This is a genomic window from Pseudomonas sp. DCA-1 (assembly GCF_046523955.1).
In the GTDB taxonomy this organism is placed as follows: Bacteria; Pseudomonadota; Gammaproteobacteria; order Pseudomonadales; family Pseudomonadaceae; genus Aquipseudomonas; species Aquipseudomonas putida_Y.
Genome location: NZ_CP169881.1, coordinates 5,246,116 through 5,262,537, shown reverse-complemented (window position 1 = coordinate 5,262,537; position 16,422 = coordinate 5,246,116). Strand labels below are relative to the sequence as shown.

The 16,422-nt window shown below is 62.7% G+C and carries 14 protein-coding genes; 7 read left to right on the top strand and 7 right to left on the bottom strand.

The features are described from left to right. The first annotated feature begins 234 nt into the window (after positions 1–234). From cobG to ACE4QZ_RS24775, 7 genes are read left to right on the top strand one after another with little or no spacing between them, the layout of a single operon-like run. Positions 235–1,566 carry a precorrin-3B synthase gene (gene cobG, locus ACE4QZ_RS24805; RefSeq protein WP_031322568.1) on the top strand — a complete coding sequence of 444 codons (1,332 nt, stop codon included), beginning with the start codon at positions 235–237 and terminating at the stop codon, positions 1,564–1,566. Continuing rightward, a complete protein-coding gene (locus ACE4QZ_RS24800) occupies positions 1,559–2,185 on the top strand; it encodes a precorrin-8X methylmutase (RefSeq protein WP_003257545.1) in 627 nt (208 codons plus the stop codon). Before cobG ends, ACE4QZ_RS24800 begins: the two co-directional genes overlap by 8 nt. Then, positions 2,185–2,916: a precorrin-2 C(20)-methyltransferase gene (locus ACE4QZ_RS24795; RefSeq protein WP_031322566.1), complete on the top strand. Its 732-nt coding sequence runs from the start codon at positions 2,185–2,187 to the stop codon at positions 2,914–2,916. Before ACE4QZ_RS24800 ends, ACE4QZ_RS24795 begins: the two co-directional genes overlap by 1 nt. Next, positions 2,904–4,601 (top strand): precorrin-3B C(17)-methyltransferase, encoded by a 1,698-nt coding sequence (cobJ, locus tag ACE4QZ_RS24790; protein ID WP_021784414.1) that lies wholly within the window; start codon positions 2,904–2,906, stop codon positions 4,599–4,601. Before ACE4QZ_RS24795 ends, cobJ begins: the two co-directional genes overlap by 13 nt. A 45-nt stretch (positions 4,602–4,646) precedes the next feature. Next, complete coding sequence (locus tag ACE4QZ_RS24785) at positions 4,647–5,402, top strand: hypothetical protein (protein WP_173401669.1); 756 nt, start codon at positions 4,647–4,649, stop codon at positions 5,400–5,402. 51 nt (positions 5,403–5,453) lie between these two features. Next, the gene (locus ACE4QZ_RS24780) at positions 5,454–6,143 is read left to right on the top strand and encodes a hypothetical protein (protein ID WP_028697863.1); all 690 of its coding nucleotides are present in this window, start codon (positions 5,454–5,456) and stop codon (positions 6,141–6,143) included. Beyond that, positions 6,136–6,792 carry a hypothetical protein gene (locus tag ACE4QZ_RS24775; RefSeq protein ID WP_021784411.1) on the top strand — a complete coding sequence of 219 codons (657 nt, stop codon included), beginning with the start codon at positions 6,136–6,138 and terminating at the stop codon, positions 6,790–6,792. Before ACE4QZ_RS24780 ends, ACE4QZ_RS24775 begins: the two co-directional genes overlap by 8 nt. An 18-nt stretch (positions 6,793–6,810) precedes the next feature. Here ACE4QZ_RS24775 and ACE4QZ_RS24770 read toward each other — a convergent pair whose 3' ends face one another. The 7 genes from ACE4QZ_RS24770 to ACE4QZ_RS24740 form a co-directional block, all read right to left on the bottom strand. Beyond that, positions 6,811–7,407 (bottom strand): MarC family protein, encoded by a 597-nt coding sequence (locus tag ACE4QZ_RS24770; RefSeq protein WP_014592545.1) that lies wholly within the window; start codon positions 7,405–7,407, stop codon positions 6,811–6,813. 76 nt (positions 7,408–7,483) lie between these two features. Beyond that, complete coding sequence (locus tag ACE4QZ_RS24765; RefSeq protein WP_410480258.1) at positions 7,484–10,255, bottom strand: response regulator; 2,772 nt, start codon at positions 10,253–10,255, stop codon at positions 7,484–7,486. Between the two features lie 135 nt (positions 10,256–10,390). Continuing rightward, positions 10,391–11,686 (bottom strand): phosphoribosylamine--glycine ligase, encoded by a 1,296-nt coding sequence (gene purD, locus ACE4QZ_RS24760; protein WP_021784409.1) that lies wholly within the window; start codon positions 11,684–11,686, stop codon positions 10,391–10,393. Between the two features lie 146 nt (positions 11,687–11,832). Further along, positions 11,833–13,440 carry a bifunctional phosphoribosylaminoimidazolecarboxamide formyltransferase/IMP cyclohydrolase gene (gene purH, locus ACE4QZ_RS24755; protein ID WP_003249687.1) on the bottom strand — a complete coding sequence of 536 codons (1,608 nt, stop codon included), beginning with the start codon at positions 13,438–13,440 and terminating at the stop codon, positions 11,833–11,835. Between the two features lie 81 nt (positions 13,441–13,521). Continuing rightward, positions 13,522–13,842, bottom strand: a complete 321-nt coding sequence (gene fis, locus ACE4QZ_RS24750) for a DNA-binding transcriptional regulator Fis (RefSeq protein WP_003249693.1) — start codon at positions 13,840–13,842, stop codon at positions 13,522–13,524. Continuing rightward, positions 13,839–14,852 (bottom strand): tRNA dihydrouridine synthase DusB, encoded by a 1,014-nt coding sequence (gene dusB / locus ACE4QZ_RS24745; protein ID WP_021784408.1) that lies wholly within the window; start codon positions 14,850–14,852, stop codon positions 13,839–13,841. Before dusB ends, fis begins: the two co-directional genes overlap by 4 nt. A 207-nt stretch (positions 14,853–15,059) precedes the next feature. Further along, positions 15,060–16,403 (bottom strand): DUF3426 domain-containing protein, encoded by a 1,344-nt coding sequence (locus tag ACE4QZ_RS24740; RefSeq protein ID WP_021784407.1) that lies wholly within the window; start codon positions 16,401–16,403, stop codon positions 15,060–15,062. Between the last annotated feature and the right edge of the window lie 19 nt (positions 16,404–16,422).

Below are 16,422 nucleotides of genomic sequence, written 5' to 3'. Positions count from 1 at the left end.
TCCGCCATTTTTGGGGCCGCTTCGCGCCCCTTCGCGGGCAAGCCCGCTCCTACAGATACAGTGCAGCATGTGCGGCCTGCAGTGATCCTGTGGGAGCGGGCGAGCCCGCGAAGAAGGCGACGCGGTCCTGAATTTCTACTTAATCGCCGAGGATGCTCGACCACCGGCTTTTCATGCCGCCGGACAAAGCAGGCATAATACCGCGCCTTCTACACTCAAGCGCACTTTCACAGACTGCCGGATGCCCCTTTGACGCAGGCTCATACCCCCCACATATCGCCTCGCCCCTCGGCCTGCCCGGGGTTGTGGCGCATTGTCAGTGCCCGTGATGGCGGTATCTGTCGCATCAAGCTGCCGGGCGGCCTGCTGCTGGCCGAGCAGGCCGAAGCCGTGGCGGCGGCGGCCGAGCGCTTTGCTGGCGGCGTGATCGAGGCTACTAACCGTGGCAACCTGCAGATTCGCGGCATCGGTAACGAGCACCGAGCCCTGGTCGACACCCTGCTCGCTGCCGGCCTGGGCCCACGCGAGGCGGCCGGTGACGATGTGCGCAACCTGATGCTCAGCCCGCTGGCCGGGCATGACCCGGCGATGCTGCTGGATGCCAGGCCGCTGGCCGGGCAGATCCTCGACCTGTTGGAAGGTACCCCGCGCTTTCACCAGTTGTCGGCCAAGTTCGCCGTGCAGCTGGATGCAGGCGAGCGCCTGGCGATGCTCGAACACCCCCATGACCTGTGGCTGTCGCCCCTGCACCTGGAGCAGCAGACCTGGCTGGCGTTTGGCCTGGCAGGTTGCCCGGCAGAGGGCCAGGTGCTCGGTGCGGTGCCGCTGGCGCAGGGCCTGATGCTGGTGCGCGCCGTGCTGGAGCGCTTCCTCGATCTGGCATCCCCGACGCAGGCGCGCATGCGCCAGCTGCTTGAGGTGTACCCGACAGCTGATTTTGTCGCTGGGCTCGGTCTGGACATCCGCCGCGATGCCGCCGTGCTCACATGGCGGCGTGAACAGCACCGCGCCTCGTGGTTGGGCAGGCTGCCCCAGGCGCAGGGTATTGCCCTTGGCGTCGCCCCGCCGCAAGGCCGCCTGACCCCCGCGATGCTGCGCGGTGCCGCACGTATTGCCCGTGAACTGGGCGATGCCAGCATGCGCCTTAGCCCTTGGCAAAGCCTGGTGCTGACCAACCTGCAAGAACAACACCTCGATCAGGCCCTGGCCGAACTGTCTGCGCTGGGGTTGCTGTGCCACGACCGTGAACCTCTGGCGCGTATCAGCGCCTGCACCGGTGCCAGCGGCTGCGCCAAGGCCCTTGCCGAGACCAAGGCCGACGCGGTTGTCCTGGCCGCGCTGCTGGGCCCTGGCGTGCCGGCCAGCGTGCACCTGTCCGGCTGCCCCCGTTCCTGTGCTGTGGCCCATGTTGCCCCGGCCACCCTGCTGGCCCGTTCCCCGGGCCGTTACGACCTGTACCTGCGTGATGCGCGCCAGCCGGGTTTCGGTGCCCTGCGCGCCACCGACCTTACCTTGAATGAAGCAGGCGCCATGCTCGACCTGCCGACGGAGCACCTTGATGATTGACTACATCCGCGATGGTCAGGAGATCTATCGCAATTCTTTCCGGATCATCCGCGAGGAAGCCCGACTCGAGCGGATCCCCGCAGACCTTGAAAAGCTCGCCGTGCGCGTGATCCACGCCTGTGGCATGGTCGACGCCATCGATGGCCTGCAGTTCTCCGAAGGTGCCGGACGGGCCGGGCGCGAGGCGCTGCTCAACGGCGCGCCGATCCTGTGCGATGCGCACATGGTGGCCGAAGGCATCACCCGGGCCCGCCTGCCAGCCGACAACAAAGTCATCTGCACCCTGCGTGACCCGAGCGTGCCGGGCCTGGCCAAAGACGCCGGCAACACCCGCTCCGCCGTAGCCCTGGAACTGTGGCGCCCGCACCTGGAAGGCAGTGTAGTGGTTATCGGCAATGCCCCTACCGCGCTGTTCTACCTGTTGGAAATGCTTGATGCCGGCGCGCCCAAACCGGCGCTGATCCTCGGTTTCCCGGTCGGTTTCGTCGGCGCTGCCGAGTCCAAGGCCATGCTCGCCGCCGACAGCCGTGGCGTGCCGTTCGTGATCATGCAAGGCCGCCTGGGCGGCAGCGCGATGGCCGCTGCGGCGGTCAACGCCCTGGCCACGGAGGTGGAATGATGGCCCTGCGCGGACGGCTGCTTGGCCTGGGCGTGGGCCCTGGCGATCCTGAACTGATTACCCTCAAGGCCCTGCGCCTGTTGCGTGAGGCGCCGGTGGTCGGCTACTTCGTGGCCAAGGGCAAGCGTGGCAATGCCTTCGGCATTATCGAGGCGCACCTGCAGCCCGAGCAGACCTTGCTGCCGCTGGTTTACCCGGTCACCACCGAAGTGCTGCCGGCGCCGCTGTCCTATGAGCAAGTGATCAGCGACTTCTACGACGAGGCCAGCGTGCAGGTGGCCGAGCACCTGGATGCCGGCCGCGACGTGGCGGTGATTTGCGAAGGCGACCCGTTCTTCTATGGCTCCTACATGTACTTGCATGACCGCCTGGCGCAGCGCTACGAGGCAGAAGTGATTCCCGGTGTCTGCTCGATGCTCGGTGGCGCTTCGGTGCTGGGGGCGCCGCTGGTGTACCGCAACCAGAGCCTGTCGGTGTTGTCTGGTGTGTTGCCCGCCGAAGAGCTCAAGCGCCGCCTGGCCGACGCCGATGCAGCGGTAATCATGAAACTTGGGCGCAACTTCCCCAAGGTGCGCGAAGTACTGGCCGAACTGGGGCTGGATCGGCGTGCGTTGTATGTGGAGCGGGCGACCATGGCCAACCAGAAGATCGTGCCGCTGGACCAGGTCGACCCGCAGTCGTCGCCCTACTTCTCGCTGATTATCGTGCCGGGGGAAAAATGGCAGGGCTGAACATGCACAAGGCACCGGCCATCGTCATTCTCGGCCCGGGCAGCCTTGCGACAGCGCAGCGTATCCAGGCCTGTTATCCACAGGCCACGATCCATGGCCTTGAGGGGCGTGTCGAGGGTGCGGACCAGTCGTACGCGTCCTTCGGCGATACCCTGCGCGGGTTGTACCAGCAAGACACGCCGATCATCGCGTTGTGCGCCGCGGGTATCGTCATCCGCAGCCTCGCCAGCCTGCTCAGCGAGAAGGGCAGCGAGCCGCCAGTACTGGCCGTGGCCGAGGATGGTAGCGCGGTAGTGCCGTTGCTCGGAGGCCTCGGCGGAGTGAACGTGATGGCGCGTGAAATCGCTGACGCACTGGGCGTTTCCGCGGCCATTACCACCAGTGGCGAGCTGCGCTTCGGTACTTGCCTGCTGAATCCGCCGCGGGGCTATGCATTGGCCGACATCGAGCAAGGCAAACGCTTTGTATCCGACCTGCTGGCGGGTGAGTCTGTGCGTATCGAAGGTAACGCTCCGTGGCTGCAACTGGCGCAGTTGCCTGCTAGCGAAGCGGCGCAGCGCACTATCCATGTGGGGCATCAGGCGCGCCCGGCCAACCGCGACGAGCTGCTGATCCACCCGCGCCTGGTGGTGGTGGGCGTTGCAGGTGGCAATCTGCACAGCATTCGCGCAGCACTGCAGCAGGCCGGCATCGCCGAGCCCTCGGTAGCCTGCGTGCTGGCAGACGAGCGAACCATGGCCGACAGCGCGTTGCACGAAGCTGCGCAGGCTCTGGGTGTCCCTTTGCGCTTCGCCACCCGCCCAGGCGATGTGGCCAGCATGGTCGCTGCGGCGGTGCCCGATAGTGAGTTGATAGCGCTTGGAGAAGTCGTGGTCGCGGTGGCGCCTGCCCCGGTCGACGTAGCGCAGATCGGCCGCCGCCGCGGTCGCCTGGCGGTCATCGGTCTTGGCCCAGGTGCGGCGGAACTGATGGTGCCGGCGGTCAAGGCCGAACTTGCGCAGGCCGAAGATGTGCTCGGTTACGAAACCTACGTGCGTATGGCTGGCCCGTTCCGCGGCGACCAGGTGCTGCACTGCACCGACAACCGCGAAGAGATGCAGCGCGCCCGACATGCCTTCGAACTGGCGGCTCAAGGCCGTTCGGTGGTGGTGGTGTCTTCGGGTGACCCGGGCGTTTTCGCCATGGCTGCTGCGGTGCTCGAAGCGCTGCACGAATCCAGTGACCCCGCCTGGCATCGCGTCGACCTGCAGATCCTGCCGGGGGTTTCAGCCTCGCTGGCAACCGCCGCCCAGGCAGGGGCACCGCTGGGGCATGACTTCTGTGTCATGTCGCTGTCGGACAACCTCAAGCCCTGGTCCATCATTGAAAGACGCCTGGACTTGGCTGCCCAGGCCGACCTGGTGCTGGCCTTCTACAACCCGATCTCCAAGGCCAGGCCGCACCAGCTCGGTGTGGCCCTGGAGGTAGTGCGCCGACACCGTGACGGGAACACGCCTGTAGTCCTTGGTCGTGACATCGGTAGGCCGGGGCAGACGCTGAAGGTAGTCACCCTGGCCGAACTGCTGCCAGAAATGGTCGACATGCGCACCATGGTGCTGGTTGGATCCTCCACTACCTGCACCTTCGACCGCGCAGCTGGGGGGCTCTGGGTCTATACCCCACGCTGGTATGGCGCAAAGCCGTAAGCGGCGGCAGCCCGGGCAGATGAGGAACTGCTTCGTGGCAGATTGATGGAAAGGTCACCGGTAGGTTTGCGGCTGGAGCCATTTGGCTTCAACCGTACCCTTCCTGGAGACCTTCCCATGACGACCGATAAAGAAAAGCTTCAGCTTCAGGTTCTGCCGGACAAGAATCTGTTCGTGTTCCCCGACCAAATGGGGGAGCAAAACCGCGATGCTGCAAAGGCCTGTCATGCCCTGGCAACGCAAGGTGCCAACAGGCAGCATGACCCCATCCGTGAAACACAGCTTTGGTTCAAGCACTACATCTACCTGATGTCCAAGATGGGCTGGGCGCCGACCAATGTCGATGTACAGCAGATTACTGAACGCAATATGCACCTTGAGATCAGCAACCTGCTAGGCAAGGGCTTGCAGGCAGCATATGGCGTTTTCACTGGCGATGTGGCAACCGCCCTGGACAATCTTGGCAAAACGGTTGTTTCAGCCTTGGCCGCCAGTACCAAAAACGTCGAGTTGCTCGATCGCAAGTCGGTGGAGGATGACCGAACCGAGCTGAGCCTGGTCAAGTGCGAGCAAACTGGCCAAGGTCAGGTGGCGATGCTGGTCAGTGCGATCCAGACCGACGCCAAGCCTGACAAGTCTGCCAACTATCTTTTGGCCAAGTGGGAAAGCAGCGGCACCTCCAATTTTGCCTGTGGTGCGGTGTTGAATTTCGATAAGCGCCAATACGACAAAGTTCGCGCCATTGTAGAAACCAAACTTGACGACAATGCCCTGCAGGTCCTGCTGGCACTGGAACTCTGACTATGAAGTTGGCCTGTCGACATGGCGTCGACAGGCCTGGAGGGCATACTGATGCACGCCAATTACACTTTGTGGTTGAACGGCAACAGCCTGGTATTGATCGACAACTCCGTCAGTGCTTCACGAGTAGAAGCACTGTTGGATGTTCAACTGGCAGCCTACCTGACCGCTAACAAGGGGCACGCCCTTCAGGACGCTGGGTGGCACAAGGAATATCTGCGAATTCAGGGTAACTTCGGCTGCACTGTCGCGACCTTGCATTCCAGCGCTGTGCCTGCTGCACCCGCAGTGGCCTGTGAGCCGTGGAAGATACTGCGGAGCAGTCTCTTGGCAGGTGTGCCCAGCGCCCTGCAGGGGTCGGTAGCCAAATGCCTCGACGCCTATTCCGCCCAACCAGACGGTGGCATAGAACAGTTGTTATGGGCGGAATGTGTTCGGTCCCCGGACGATAAAGGCATGAGCCATGTACGTATGGAGTTGCGCCTGATACTGGCCAATTCAGACGTCCTCAGCACTGAGTTGGGCTTTAGCACAGCAGAGAACCTGGCGACGGATTGGCTGTGGCAGCCGCTGAATCTTGCAAGTGCCCATGCCACTCAGCAGTTCGATGCCAGTTATTTCACCCATGAAAAGGTGATCAGTTCGATAAGTGCAGGCTTGCATGACTCTATCAAGGTCAAGCAATTGCAGTACCGCAGCCAGGTAAAACTTGCGACATCATCAGGAGTCGACGATGAGTGAATTCAATCTAAATGCCGCCAGTGGCAAACTCGTACACAGCAGCCTGCTGTCATTCTTGCCAGGTGTTAGCCGCGAAGCCCGTGACGATATCCTGTTGGCCAATGCGTTTGCCCAGCAAGTTGCCTGGGGGGACTATAACGAAGGCCTGGAGCCGGACTGGTTCAGGAACTACTGGCGTAACCTCGCGTTTCTGGGCTTTGATGGCAAGCTCGCGCCTACTGCGACTCGACCGGGGCCGGACAGGTCCAGCCTTGCCGAGCAGGCTCTTGCCCAGGTTCGTCAGAAAGGCTCCGCCGGTCATTATCAATCTGCCCAGTCGTCGCTTCAGGCACTGCGTAATCACAGCCAGACCTTGACCGCGTTTGAATCCCGGGCAGTCTCGAAAGCTGTTGGACGTTTTCAGTTGCTGCCTTGCTCTCAGCAGTCGAGCGGCTTCATCGACATGGTGTTGGTCCACATGGAAATGTCGATGAAAAAGACCTCCAAGGACTTCCTGTTCATGCAGTTGAGCAGTGAAGTAAAAATCCTGGACATGCGTGTCGAAGTGATCCACTTCAACTTGCAGGGGTTCCGCGAGGACTACCGCAAGCGGGCCCAGGCCAGTGTCGACAAGCAAAATGGCAAGGCTATCCTTGAGCTGAAATTGTAGGCGCCCGGCTTGGAAAGCTCAGGGCAGCAGGTAACCGCGAATCCCGGTAAAGATGATCTGTGCTGCCAGGGCACAGACGAATAGCCCCATCAGGCGGCTGACGATTTGCAAACCCTGGTCACCGAGCAGGCGCTCGATACCGTGCGATAGATACAGCACCAGGCCTACGGTAAAGCTGGCCAGGGCAATGCTGACGATGGCCAGCAGTTTTTCATCCCAGTGCGGCTGGCTTACCCCCATCACCAACAGCGCACCGATGGTACCGGGGCCAACCGTCAGCGGAATGGTCAGCGGTACGATGGTCACATCCTGCTGCACGTTGTCGGCCTGTACCGCCGGCTTGCCCTGGGCCATGCCCAGGGCTGAAATGAACAGCACGCTGCCGGCACCAATGCGGAAGGCATCGGCGGTGATGCCGAAAATACCGAAGATCGCCCGCCCGAACAGGTACAGCATCACGCTGGCGACCAAGGCTGCGAACGCGACCTTCCAGGCCAGTTGCTTGCGCTCCTTGCTGGAGTGGCCACGGGTCAGGCTGATGAAACACGACAGCACGAAAAACGGGCTGTAGAGCACGAGCATTTTCAAGTAGACGCTGAACAACTCATGGAGCATGAGCAGTGTTCCTTGGGGTTTATGCCGGCGCGGCCTTGTGTCGCGAGGCCGCTCCTGCAAGAGCATTGGATATCGGTCAGGACGTATGTGCCGGGTCCGCCTTGACTTCCCGTTGATTGGCCCAGTATTGAATCAGCTCGCGCAACTGCGACAACTCCACCGGCTTGGCCATGTGCCCGTCCATGCCCGCCAGCCGCGCGCGTTCCTTGTGTTCGGCCAGTATGTGCGCAGTCAGTGCAACCACCGGCGTGCGCTGGCGCTGGTTTTCAGCTTCCCAGGCCCGCAACTGCTGGGTGGCCGAAAAACCGTCCAGTATCGGCATCTCGCAGTCCATCAACACCAGGTCATAATGCTGCGTTTTCATTGCCTGCAAGGCCTCTTCGCCATTGCAGGCAGTATCGGGCCTGAGGTTGAGCTTGCCGAGCATGCTGCGGATCACCTTGGTCGAGATGCTGTTGTCTTCGGCGACCAGCACGCGGAAATCGCCTGGCAGGTCAAGCGCCTGAGGGATGTCCGGCAGGCTGGCAGGCATCGCCTGTTCCCGGCCGCGCTGGGCCAGCTCTTCGGCCAGGGTGGTCTTCAACGTGTAGCCGGCCACCGGCTTGGCCAGTATTCGCTTGACCCCGGCGTTGCGCGCGATGACTTTACTCGGCGCATTGCTGATGCCGGTGAGCATCACCACCAGAATGTCGTGGTTCAGGCTCGGGTCTTCCTTGATCTTGGCGGCCAGCTGCATGCCGGTCATGCCGGGCATGTTCTGGTCCAGCAGGACCGCGTCGAAGTAGTCGCGCAGGTGCGCCTTGGTGCGCAAAAGGGCCAGGGCCTCCTTGCCCGACGGCACCGCGCTGACGTTCATGCCCCAGGCGCTGCACTGCTGTACAAGCACCTTGCGGCACGTATCGTTGTCGTCGACCACCAGCACGCGGGCATCGCGCAGCGGGCTGTCGAGGTCCGCCGGTGGCTGTTCCAGGCGTGAAGGGTCCAGCGGTAAGGTCAGCCACAGAGTGTTGCCCATGCCGGTGCTGCTCTTGATGCCGAACTCACCCTGCATCAGGCCAATCAGCTGTTTGGCGATGACCAGCCCCAGGTGGCCGCCCAGCTTGTTGCTGGAAAGGAAGTGGTGGCTGTGCAGCTCGGCCTGCAACAAGGCTTCACGGTCGGCAGCGGGCAACGGTTCGCCGCTGTCCTGCACGGCGATACGCAGGCGTGGCACCTCGCCGCGTTGATCCAGCGCCACCACCAGCAGGATCTCGCCCTGATCGGTGTTTTTCAGGGCGTTTTCCAGCAGGCTCGACAAGGCCTGGCGCAGGCGCGTCGGGTCTCCGCTGATGACCCGCGGTACTTGTGGCTGGGTGAAGCTGATCAGCTCGATGTTCTGTTGCTCGGCCTTGGCGCGGAAGATGTTAAGGCAATCCTCGATGAGCGCGTTAAGGTCGAACTGCACATCATCCAGCTCGATCTGCCGGGATTCCAGCTTGGAAATGTCCAGAATTTCGTTGATCAGCGTCAGCAGCTCGTTGCCGGCGCTGTGGATGGTCTGTACATAATCACGCTGCTTCACCGACAGCGGTGTGCCCAGCAGCAGTTCAGTCATGCCTAGCACACCGTTCATTGGCGTGCGGATTTCGTGGCTGATCTTGGCCAGGAACTCGGCTTTGGCGTTGATTTCCGCATCGCTGGCGGCCAGCGCACGGCTGGCGCTGAAACGCTCCTCGCTTATACGCCGCAGCCGTTCACTGACTGCCAGATTGAGCAGCAGGCCACTGACCACGGTCAAGCCCAGCAGGATGCACAGCAGCCAGGGTGTCGAGGTACGTGTCAGGCCCAGCAGGGCTGGCAGCAGTACCAGGCCTCCGAGGTTGAACACCACCATGGCCAGGCTGAACAGGCGCCCGGGTGCATAGCCCTTGTACCAGTGGTAGCTGCTGACCAGCAGCATGCTCACGCTGCCCAGCGCCATCAGGGCGTAGGTCATCAGGTTCAGTGGCAAGGTATCGACGAACAGCAGCACCAGGCCACTGAGCCCGACAATCAACATCTCGCCCTGCAGCAAGCGATTCAGCCGTGGCGAATTGCACGGCGAAAAGAAATGTTGGGTGAAATACAGCCCTGACAGGCCGGCCAGGACCAGTGTCAGGTAGGCGGCAGGCGTTTGCGCACTGTGCCACAAATGCCACCAGGGGCCGCTGAGGTTCAGCAGGATCAGGCCGCTGAGCAGCATCAGGCCGTGGTACAGCGCCAGGATAAGGGTGGTGCTGGAGCGGGTGTAGAGGAAGCGGATCAGGTTGTGCATGATCAGCATGATCAGGCCGCCGAACAGCATACCGAACAGCAGCGGCTGGCGTTGGTCCGAGGCCGCTTTGGCCGCAGGCTCCAGGCTGATGGCCGGCCGCAGCTGGTGCTCTGAGACCAGGCGCAGGTAGATGTCCAGCGGTTGCCTGCTGTTGGGCAGGGGCAATACGTGGTCGCTGCCGCGCAGGGTCGGGCTGGCATTGCCGGCCTGGCGCCCGTGGTGCAGTTGACGCAGAAGTTGCTCGCCTTCGAGGGCGTAGAGGTCCAGGCCAGAAAGGTCCGGGGCAAATACCCGTAGCAGTTGCTCCTGGTCACCTGGAGGCAGACGATAGTGCAACCACAGGGCCTGCCCAGCCGGGGCAGCATCAATGTCGGCGAGAGGCAGTGGGCTGAACTGGTTGCGATAGCGCTCGGAGCGCACATCGCTCAGTTGCAGGTTGGCCTGTTCGTCGAGCAGAACAGTCCAGCCACCGTCATGTTCGGCCGCAGCCGGAAACATGCAGAGCAGGGTCAGCAAGCTGACGATCAGAGCTGAGGCAATCCGAAGCCGACGCACTACGAAATCCCTTCTTGGCCGATGTGCCGGGTACCCACTATGCGCGGCGCGCCAAGTCGAAGGCAAGGCCCATGCAGGGCCCTGTCGACGAGCCGGATGCCGCAAGCTGAATCAGCTACGGCAAACCGGTAGTACTTACTGCTGGTGCTCACCGCGCTCGCGGGCGATGGCCCGATAGCCAATGTCGGAACGGTAGAAGCTGCCGTTCCAGCTGACTTCCTTGGCCAGGCGATAAGCCTGCTGCTGCGCGTCGGCAACGGTGCTGCCCATGGCGGTGGCACACAGCACACGCCCGCCGTTGGTGGTTACCTTGCCATCCTTGAGCGCAGTACCGGCATGGAATACCTTGCCTTCGATCTTGGCGGCAGCGTCCAGGCCGTTGATCACGTCGCCCTTGGCGTAATCGCCCGGGTAACCGCCAGCTGCCAGGACCACGCCCAGGCTCGGGCGCGGGTCCCACTGTGCTTCGACCTTGTCCAGGGCCTTGGCGAATGCAGCTTCCACCAGCAGTACCAGGCTCGACTCCAGGCGCAGCATGACCGGCTGGGTTTCCGGGTCGCCGAAGCGGCAGTTGAACTCGATGACCTTGGGGTTGCCCGCCTTGTCGATCATCAGGCCGGCGTAGAGGAAGCCGGTGTAGACGTTACCTTCCTCGGCCATGCCGCGCACGGTTGGCCAGATCACCTGGTCCATCACGCGCTGGTGCACGTCGGCGGTAACGACCGGGGCAGGGGAGTAGGCGCCCATACCGCCCGTGTTCGGGCCGGTGTCCTGGTCGCCGACGCGCTTGTGGTCCTGGCTGGTGGCCATGGGCAGCACATTGTGGCCGTCGACCATGACGATGAAGCTGGCTTCCTCGCCGTCGAGGAACTCTTCGATCACGACGCGCGAACCGGCTTCACCGAAGGCGTTACCTGCCAGCATGTCACGCACGGCGGCTTCTGCTTCTTCCAGCGTCATGGCGACGATCACGCCCTTGCCTGCCGCCAGGCCGTCGGCCTTGATCACGATTGGCGCGCCTTTTTCCTGCAGGTAGGCCAGCGCGGGCTCGATCTCGGTGAAATTCTGGTAGTCGGCGGTCGGGATCTTGTGACGCGCGAGGAAGTCCTTGGTGAAGGCCTTGGAGCCTTCCAGCTGGGCCGCGCCCTTGGTTGGGCCGAAGCAGTCCAGGCCACGGCTGCGGAACAGGTCGACCACGCCGATAACCAGCGGTGCTTCCGGGCCGACAATGGTCAGGTCGACGTTTTTCTCGGCGAAGTCGGCCAATTGGTCCAGGGCGCACACGTCGATGGCGACGTTCTCGCACTTGGCTTCAATGGCGGTACCGGCGTTGCCGGGGGCAACGAAGACTTTCTCGACGCGTGGGTCCTGGGCGACTTTCCAGGCCAGGGCGTGCTCACGGCCGCCGCTGCCGATGATCAAAACTTTCATGTCAAAACCTCGATTCAGGTGATCCCGGGGCTTGCGCCGAACACTGTGGGAGCGGGCTTGCCCGCGAATGCGGCGGTGAACCCACCATCGTATTCGCGGGCAAGCCCGCTCCCACAGGATTTCGACTCGCCTCGGGATCCGCGTAATTAGTGGCGGAAGTGGCGCATGCCGGTGAAGACCATCGCGATGCCGGCTTCGTCGGCAGCCGCGATGACTTCAGCATCACGCATCGAACCACCCGGCTGGATCACGGCGCTGATACCCACTTTAGCTGCGTTGTCGATGCCGTCACGGAACGGGAAGAATGCATCCGACGCCATGACCGCGCCCTGCACCTGCAGGCCAGCGTGCTCGGCCTTGATTGCAGCAATGCGGGCGGAGTTGACGCGGCTCATCTGGCCGGCGCCGACGCCGATGGTCTGGCGCTGCTTGGCATAGACAATGGCGTTGGACTTGACGAACTTGGCCACTTTCCAGGCGAATACCAGGTCGTGGATCTCTTGCTCGGTTGGAGCACGCTTGGTGACGATCTTCAGGTCATCGGCGGTGATCATGCCGATATCGCGGCTTTGCACCAGCAGGCCACCGTTGACGCGCTTGAAGTCCCAACCGGCAGCGCGCTCTGCTGGCCACTCACCGCACTCCAGCAGACGTACGTTCTGCTTGGCAGCCACCACGTCGCGAGCGGCCTGGGAGATTTTCGGAGCGATGATCACTTCGACGAACTGGCGGTCGACAATGGCCTTGGCGGTTTCGCCGTCCAGTTCACGGTTGAATGCGATGATGCCGCCGAACGCCGATTCGGTGTCGGTCGCGTAGGCCAGGTCGTAGGCCTTGCGAATGCCGCCCTCGTCTTCCGGTACTACCGCCACGCCGCACGGGTTGGCGTGCTTGACGATGACGCAGGCCGGCTTGACGAAACTCTTTACGCATTCCAGCGCGGCGTCAGTGTCGGCCACGTTGTTGAATGACAGTTCCTTGCCTTGCAGCTGGACAGCGGTGGAAATGCTGGCTTCGCCTTTCTTGGCTTCGACATAGAACGCCGCGCTCTGGTGCGGGTTCTCGCCATAACGCATTTCCTGTGCCTTGACGAACTGGCTGTTGAAGGTGCGCGGGAATTCGCTGCGCGCCTCGGTGCTCAGGGTGTCCTTGGCCTGGTCGATGGTGCCCATGTAGTTGGCGATCATGCCGTCGTAGGCGGCAGTGTGCTCGAACGCCTTGAGCATCAGATCGAAGCGCTGGGCATAGGTCAGGCCACCGGCCTTGAGGCCTTCGACGATGCCGGCGTAGTCGCTGGCGTTGACCACGATGGCCACGTCCTTGTGGTTCTTGGCTGCCGAACGGACCATGGTCGGGCCGCCGATGTCGATGTTCTCGATGGCGGTCGGCAGGTCACAGCCAGGCTTGGAAATGGTGGCTTCGAACGGGTACAGGTTGACCGCAACCAGGTCGATCGGCTTGATGCCGTGCTCGTTCATGATGGCGTCGTCGGTGCCACGACGGCCGAGGATACCGCCGTGAATCTTCGGGTGCAGGGTTTTGACCCGGCCATCCATCATTTCGGCGAAGCCGGTGTAGTCGGCCACTTCCACCGCGTTTACGCCGTTGTCCTTGAGCAGCTTGTAGGTGCCGCCGGTGGACAGGATCTCGACACCGAGCTGCTGCAGCTCACGGGCGAATTCGAGGATACCGGTCTTGTCGGAGACGCTGATCAGGGCGCGGCGGACTGGCAGGCGGGTAGTCTGGTCGGTCATTTCGGGTTCCAATAACGCGGTGGAGTCAGCAAAAAAGGCGCCTCTGTTCAGGGAGTCGCCTTTTCTGGATGGGATTCTGGCTTACAACAAGTCGTACTGCTTGAGCTTCTTGCGCAGGGTGCCTCGGTTCAGCCCGAGCATCTCGCTGGCCTTGGTCTGGTTGCCCTTCACGTAGTTCATCACGCTTTCGAGCAGGGGCGCCTCGACTTCGGAGAGCACCAGGTTGTACACGTCCGTCACGGTCGCGCCTTCCAGGTGGGCGAAGTAGTTGTGCAGCGCCTTCTCGACGCTGTCGCGAAGGGTCTGGCCCTCTTCGCTCGGCGTGTTGAGGTGCTGTTTCAGGTTGGCGTTGTCGCTCACGGGCGTTGTTCCACTCACAAAATTCTCGGTCATCATCGTCATGCGGCCACCCCTTGTCCGTCCTCTGTCTCAAGGCTCTGTCGACGTTCGCTGAAAAACGCGCGAACGTTGGCGCACTGCGCTTGTGTGTCTTCCAAAGCGTTGAACCGGGCGCGAAACTCCTTGCCACCGGGTCGTGTTGCCAGGTACCAGCCAACGTGCTTGCGGGCGATACGTACGCCCATCACATCGCCATAGAAGGCATGCAGCGCGGCCAGGTGCTCCAGCAGGATGCGTTCCACTTCGTCCAGTTGCGGCGCTGGCAGGTGTTCACCAGTGCGCAGGTAATGCTCGATCTCGCGAAAGATCCATGGCCGCCCCTGGGCAGCCCGGCCAATCAACAGGCCATCGACCCCGGTGGTTTCCAGCACCGCCCGGGCCTTTTCTGGCGAGGTGATATCGCCGTTGGCAAAAACCGGGATTGACACCGCCTGCTTGATGGCAGCGATGGTGTCGTATTCGGCTTCGCCGGTGTACAGGTCGGCACGTGTGCGGCCATGCACCGCTAGCGCCTGGATGCCAGCCTGTTCAGCGATCTTCGCCACGTTCAGGCCGTTCTTGTTCGCCCGGTCCCAGCCGGTGCGGATTTTCAGGGTCACCGGTACGTCCACGGCGCTGACCACGGCGTGGAGGATCTCGCTGACCAAGGCTTCATCTCTCAATAAAGCAGAGCCTGCGGCCTTGTTGCAGACTTTTTTTGCCGGGCAGCCCATGTTGATATCGATGATCTGGGCACCTGCCTCGACGTTGGCCTTTGCCGCCGCTGCCATCATCTGCGCATCACCGCCGGCGATCTGCACCGAGCGGGGCTCGGGATCACCTTCATGGATGCGGCGCAGGCTCGACTTGCGGCTGTTCCACAGGCTCATGTCGCTGCTTACCATCTCCGACACCACCATACCGGCGCCCATGCGCTGGCAAAGAGTACGGAAAGGCTGATCCGTCACCCCGGCCATGGGCGCGAGGATCAGGTTGTTACGTAGTGTGTATTGGCCGATGCGTACCGCCGACATAGGTGATCCCTGTTGTGGGGCCGAATCTTGGAGTTCGAAAAAGGGTTGGCATGATACCCGCTCTCGATGACTGGATAAAGATGGATTTGGATAAAATCTGAACAGTTGTCGGCTTATGCCTTTGCGCTTCAAGCAGCACGCGACAAGACAAAAAACGGCCGCAATTTGGGCGTCTTGTCTTGTGGCTTGCTGCTGGCCGCTTGTCGCTTACTCCGGCGAACGAAAGCTCAGGCTGTAATTCACCGCCTTCGGCCCTGGGTCGAGGATGTCCAGGGCAATGTGGATCGGCGTCTGACTGGGCATTTCGCCACGCCCTGCCAGTTCGCCCGACAGGTACTCGCTGGGCTTGAAGCGGCGGCTGGCGATCAGTTGGCCATTGAGGTCGGCGAAGCGCAGCTCCAGCAACGGAAACGGCTGGGCGAAAGGCGCGCGGTTGTAGATGATCGCGTCGACGATCAGGGCGCCCTTGAAGTCCGGGTGGCTACGCACCACCAGATTGCTGCTCTTGATTCGTGCAATATCGACGCGGGTGGGTACCTGGCAACCGACCATTGGGCAGATCTGCTGGAAAATCGGCCGATACTGGTCCTGGCGGGCCATTTCGTCGAAGTGGAACCACACATACTGGAACGCCAGCAGGCCGGCAGCCAGCAGGGTCAGCACGCCCCACAGCAGGCGCTTGCCCCAATTGGGCGCGGGTTTTTCCCAGCCCAGTTGCAGCGGATCGTCGACTACGTCGACCAGCGGCTCCTTGCGCGAGGGGCGCTCGGGTTTGCCGGCAAGGCCTGGTTCCAGGCGGTCTCCGGGTAGCGGCTCGACTGGCTCGTCGTCATGCGCCGTGAGGCTCAGCGCCACTGGCTCTTCGTCGCGGGCGCTCAGGCCTTTTTCCGGGGTTTCGTCCTCGCTGACGCGCAGCGGCTCGCTGAATGCTGGCGGGTCATCGCGTTTGGCCGCTCGGTGCTCGGGCGGCTCGCCATCGATGTCCAGGTCAAGGTTGCTGCCCAGGGTCGGCTCGGTGCGCTCGCCGGGCGCAGGCTCCAGGTCCAGATCCTGGGGGGCCGGCTCCAGCAGTACTGGGCCAGGCTTTGCAGGCTCCTGCGCAGGGTAGGGCTCTTCGGTCGCCGTGCCGAAAAGGTCTTCTGCGTGCTCGTCCGGGTGAAGTTCGTCGCGCCGAGCCTGCAACTGGTCATCCTGGCTGGCCGGGCGTGTCGGGGCCGGTTGGCCGCGACGCTCCAGGCGCTCCAGTTCCTTGTCGAGGTCGAGCTCGTCCAGCGCTTGGGCGGTAAGCGCCCAATCCTGGTCAGAGGGGCTACCGCGTGGACTGATGGCAGGCTCAGGCGCAGGCTCGGCAGGCGTTGCAGGTGCCGGCGCCGTTACTGCGGGTGCGCTGCTGGGAGCGGTGCGGTTCTGCTCCAGCAACTGCTTGGCGGCGTTGAATACCTGCAGGCAGTGACCGCAGCGCACCACACCGCGGGCCACGCTCAACTGGTGGTGGGTGACGCGAAAGCTGGTCTGGCAATGCGGGCACTGGGTGACGAAACTGTCGGTCATGCGGCGATCCGGGATCTGT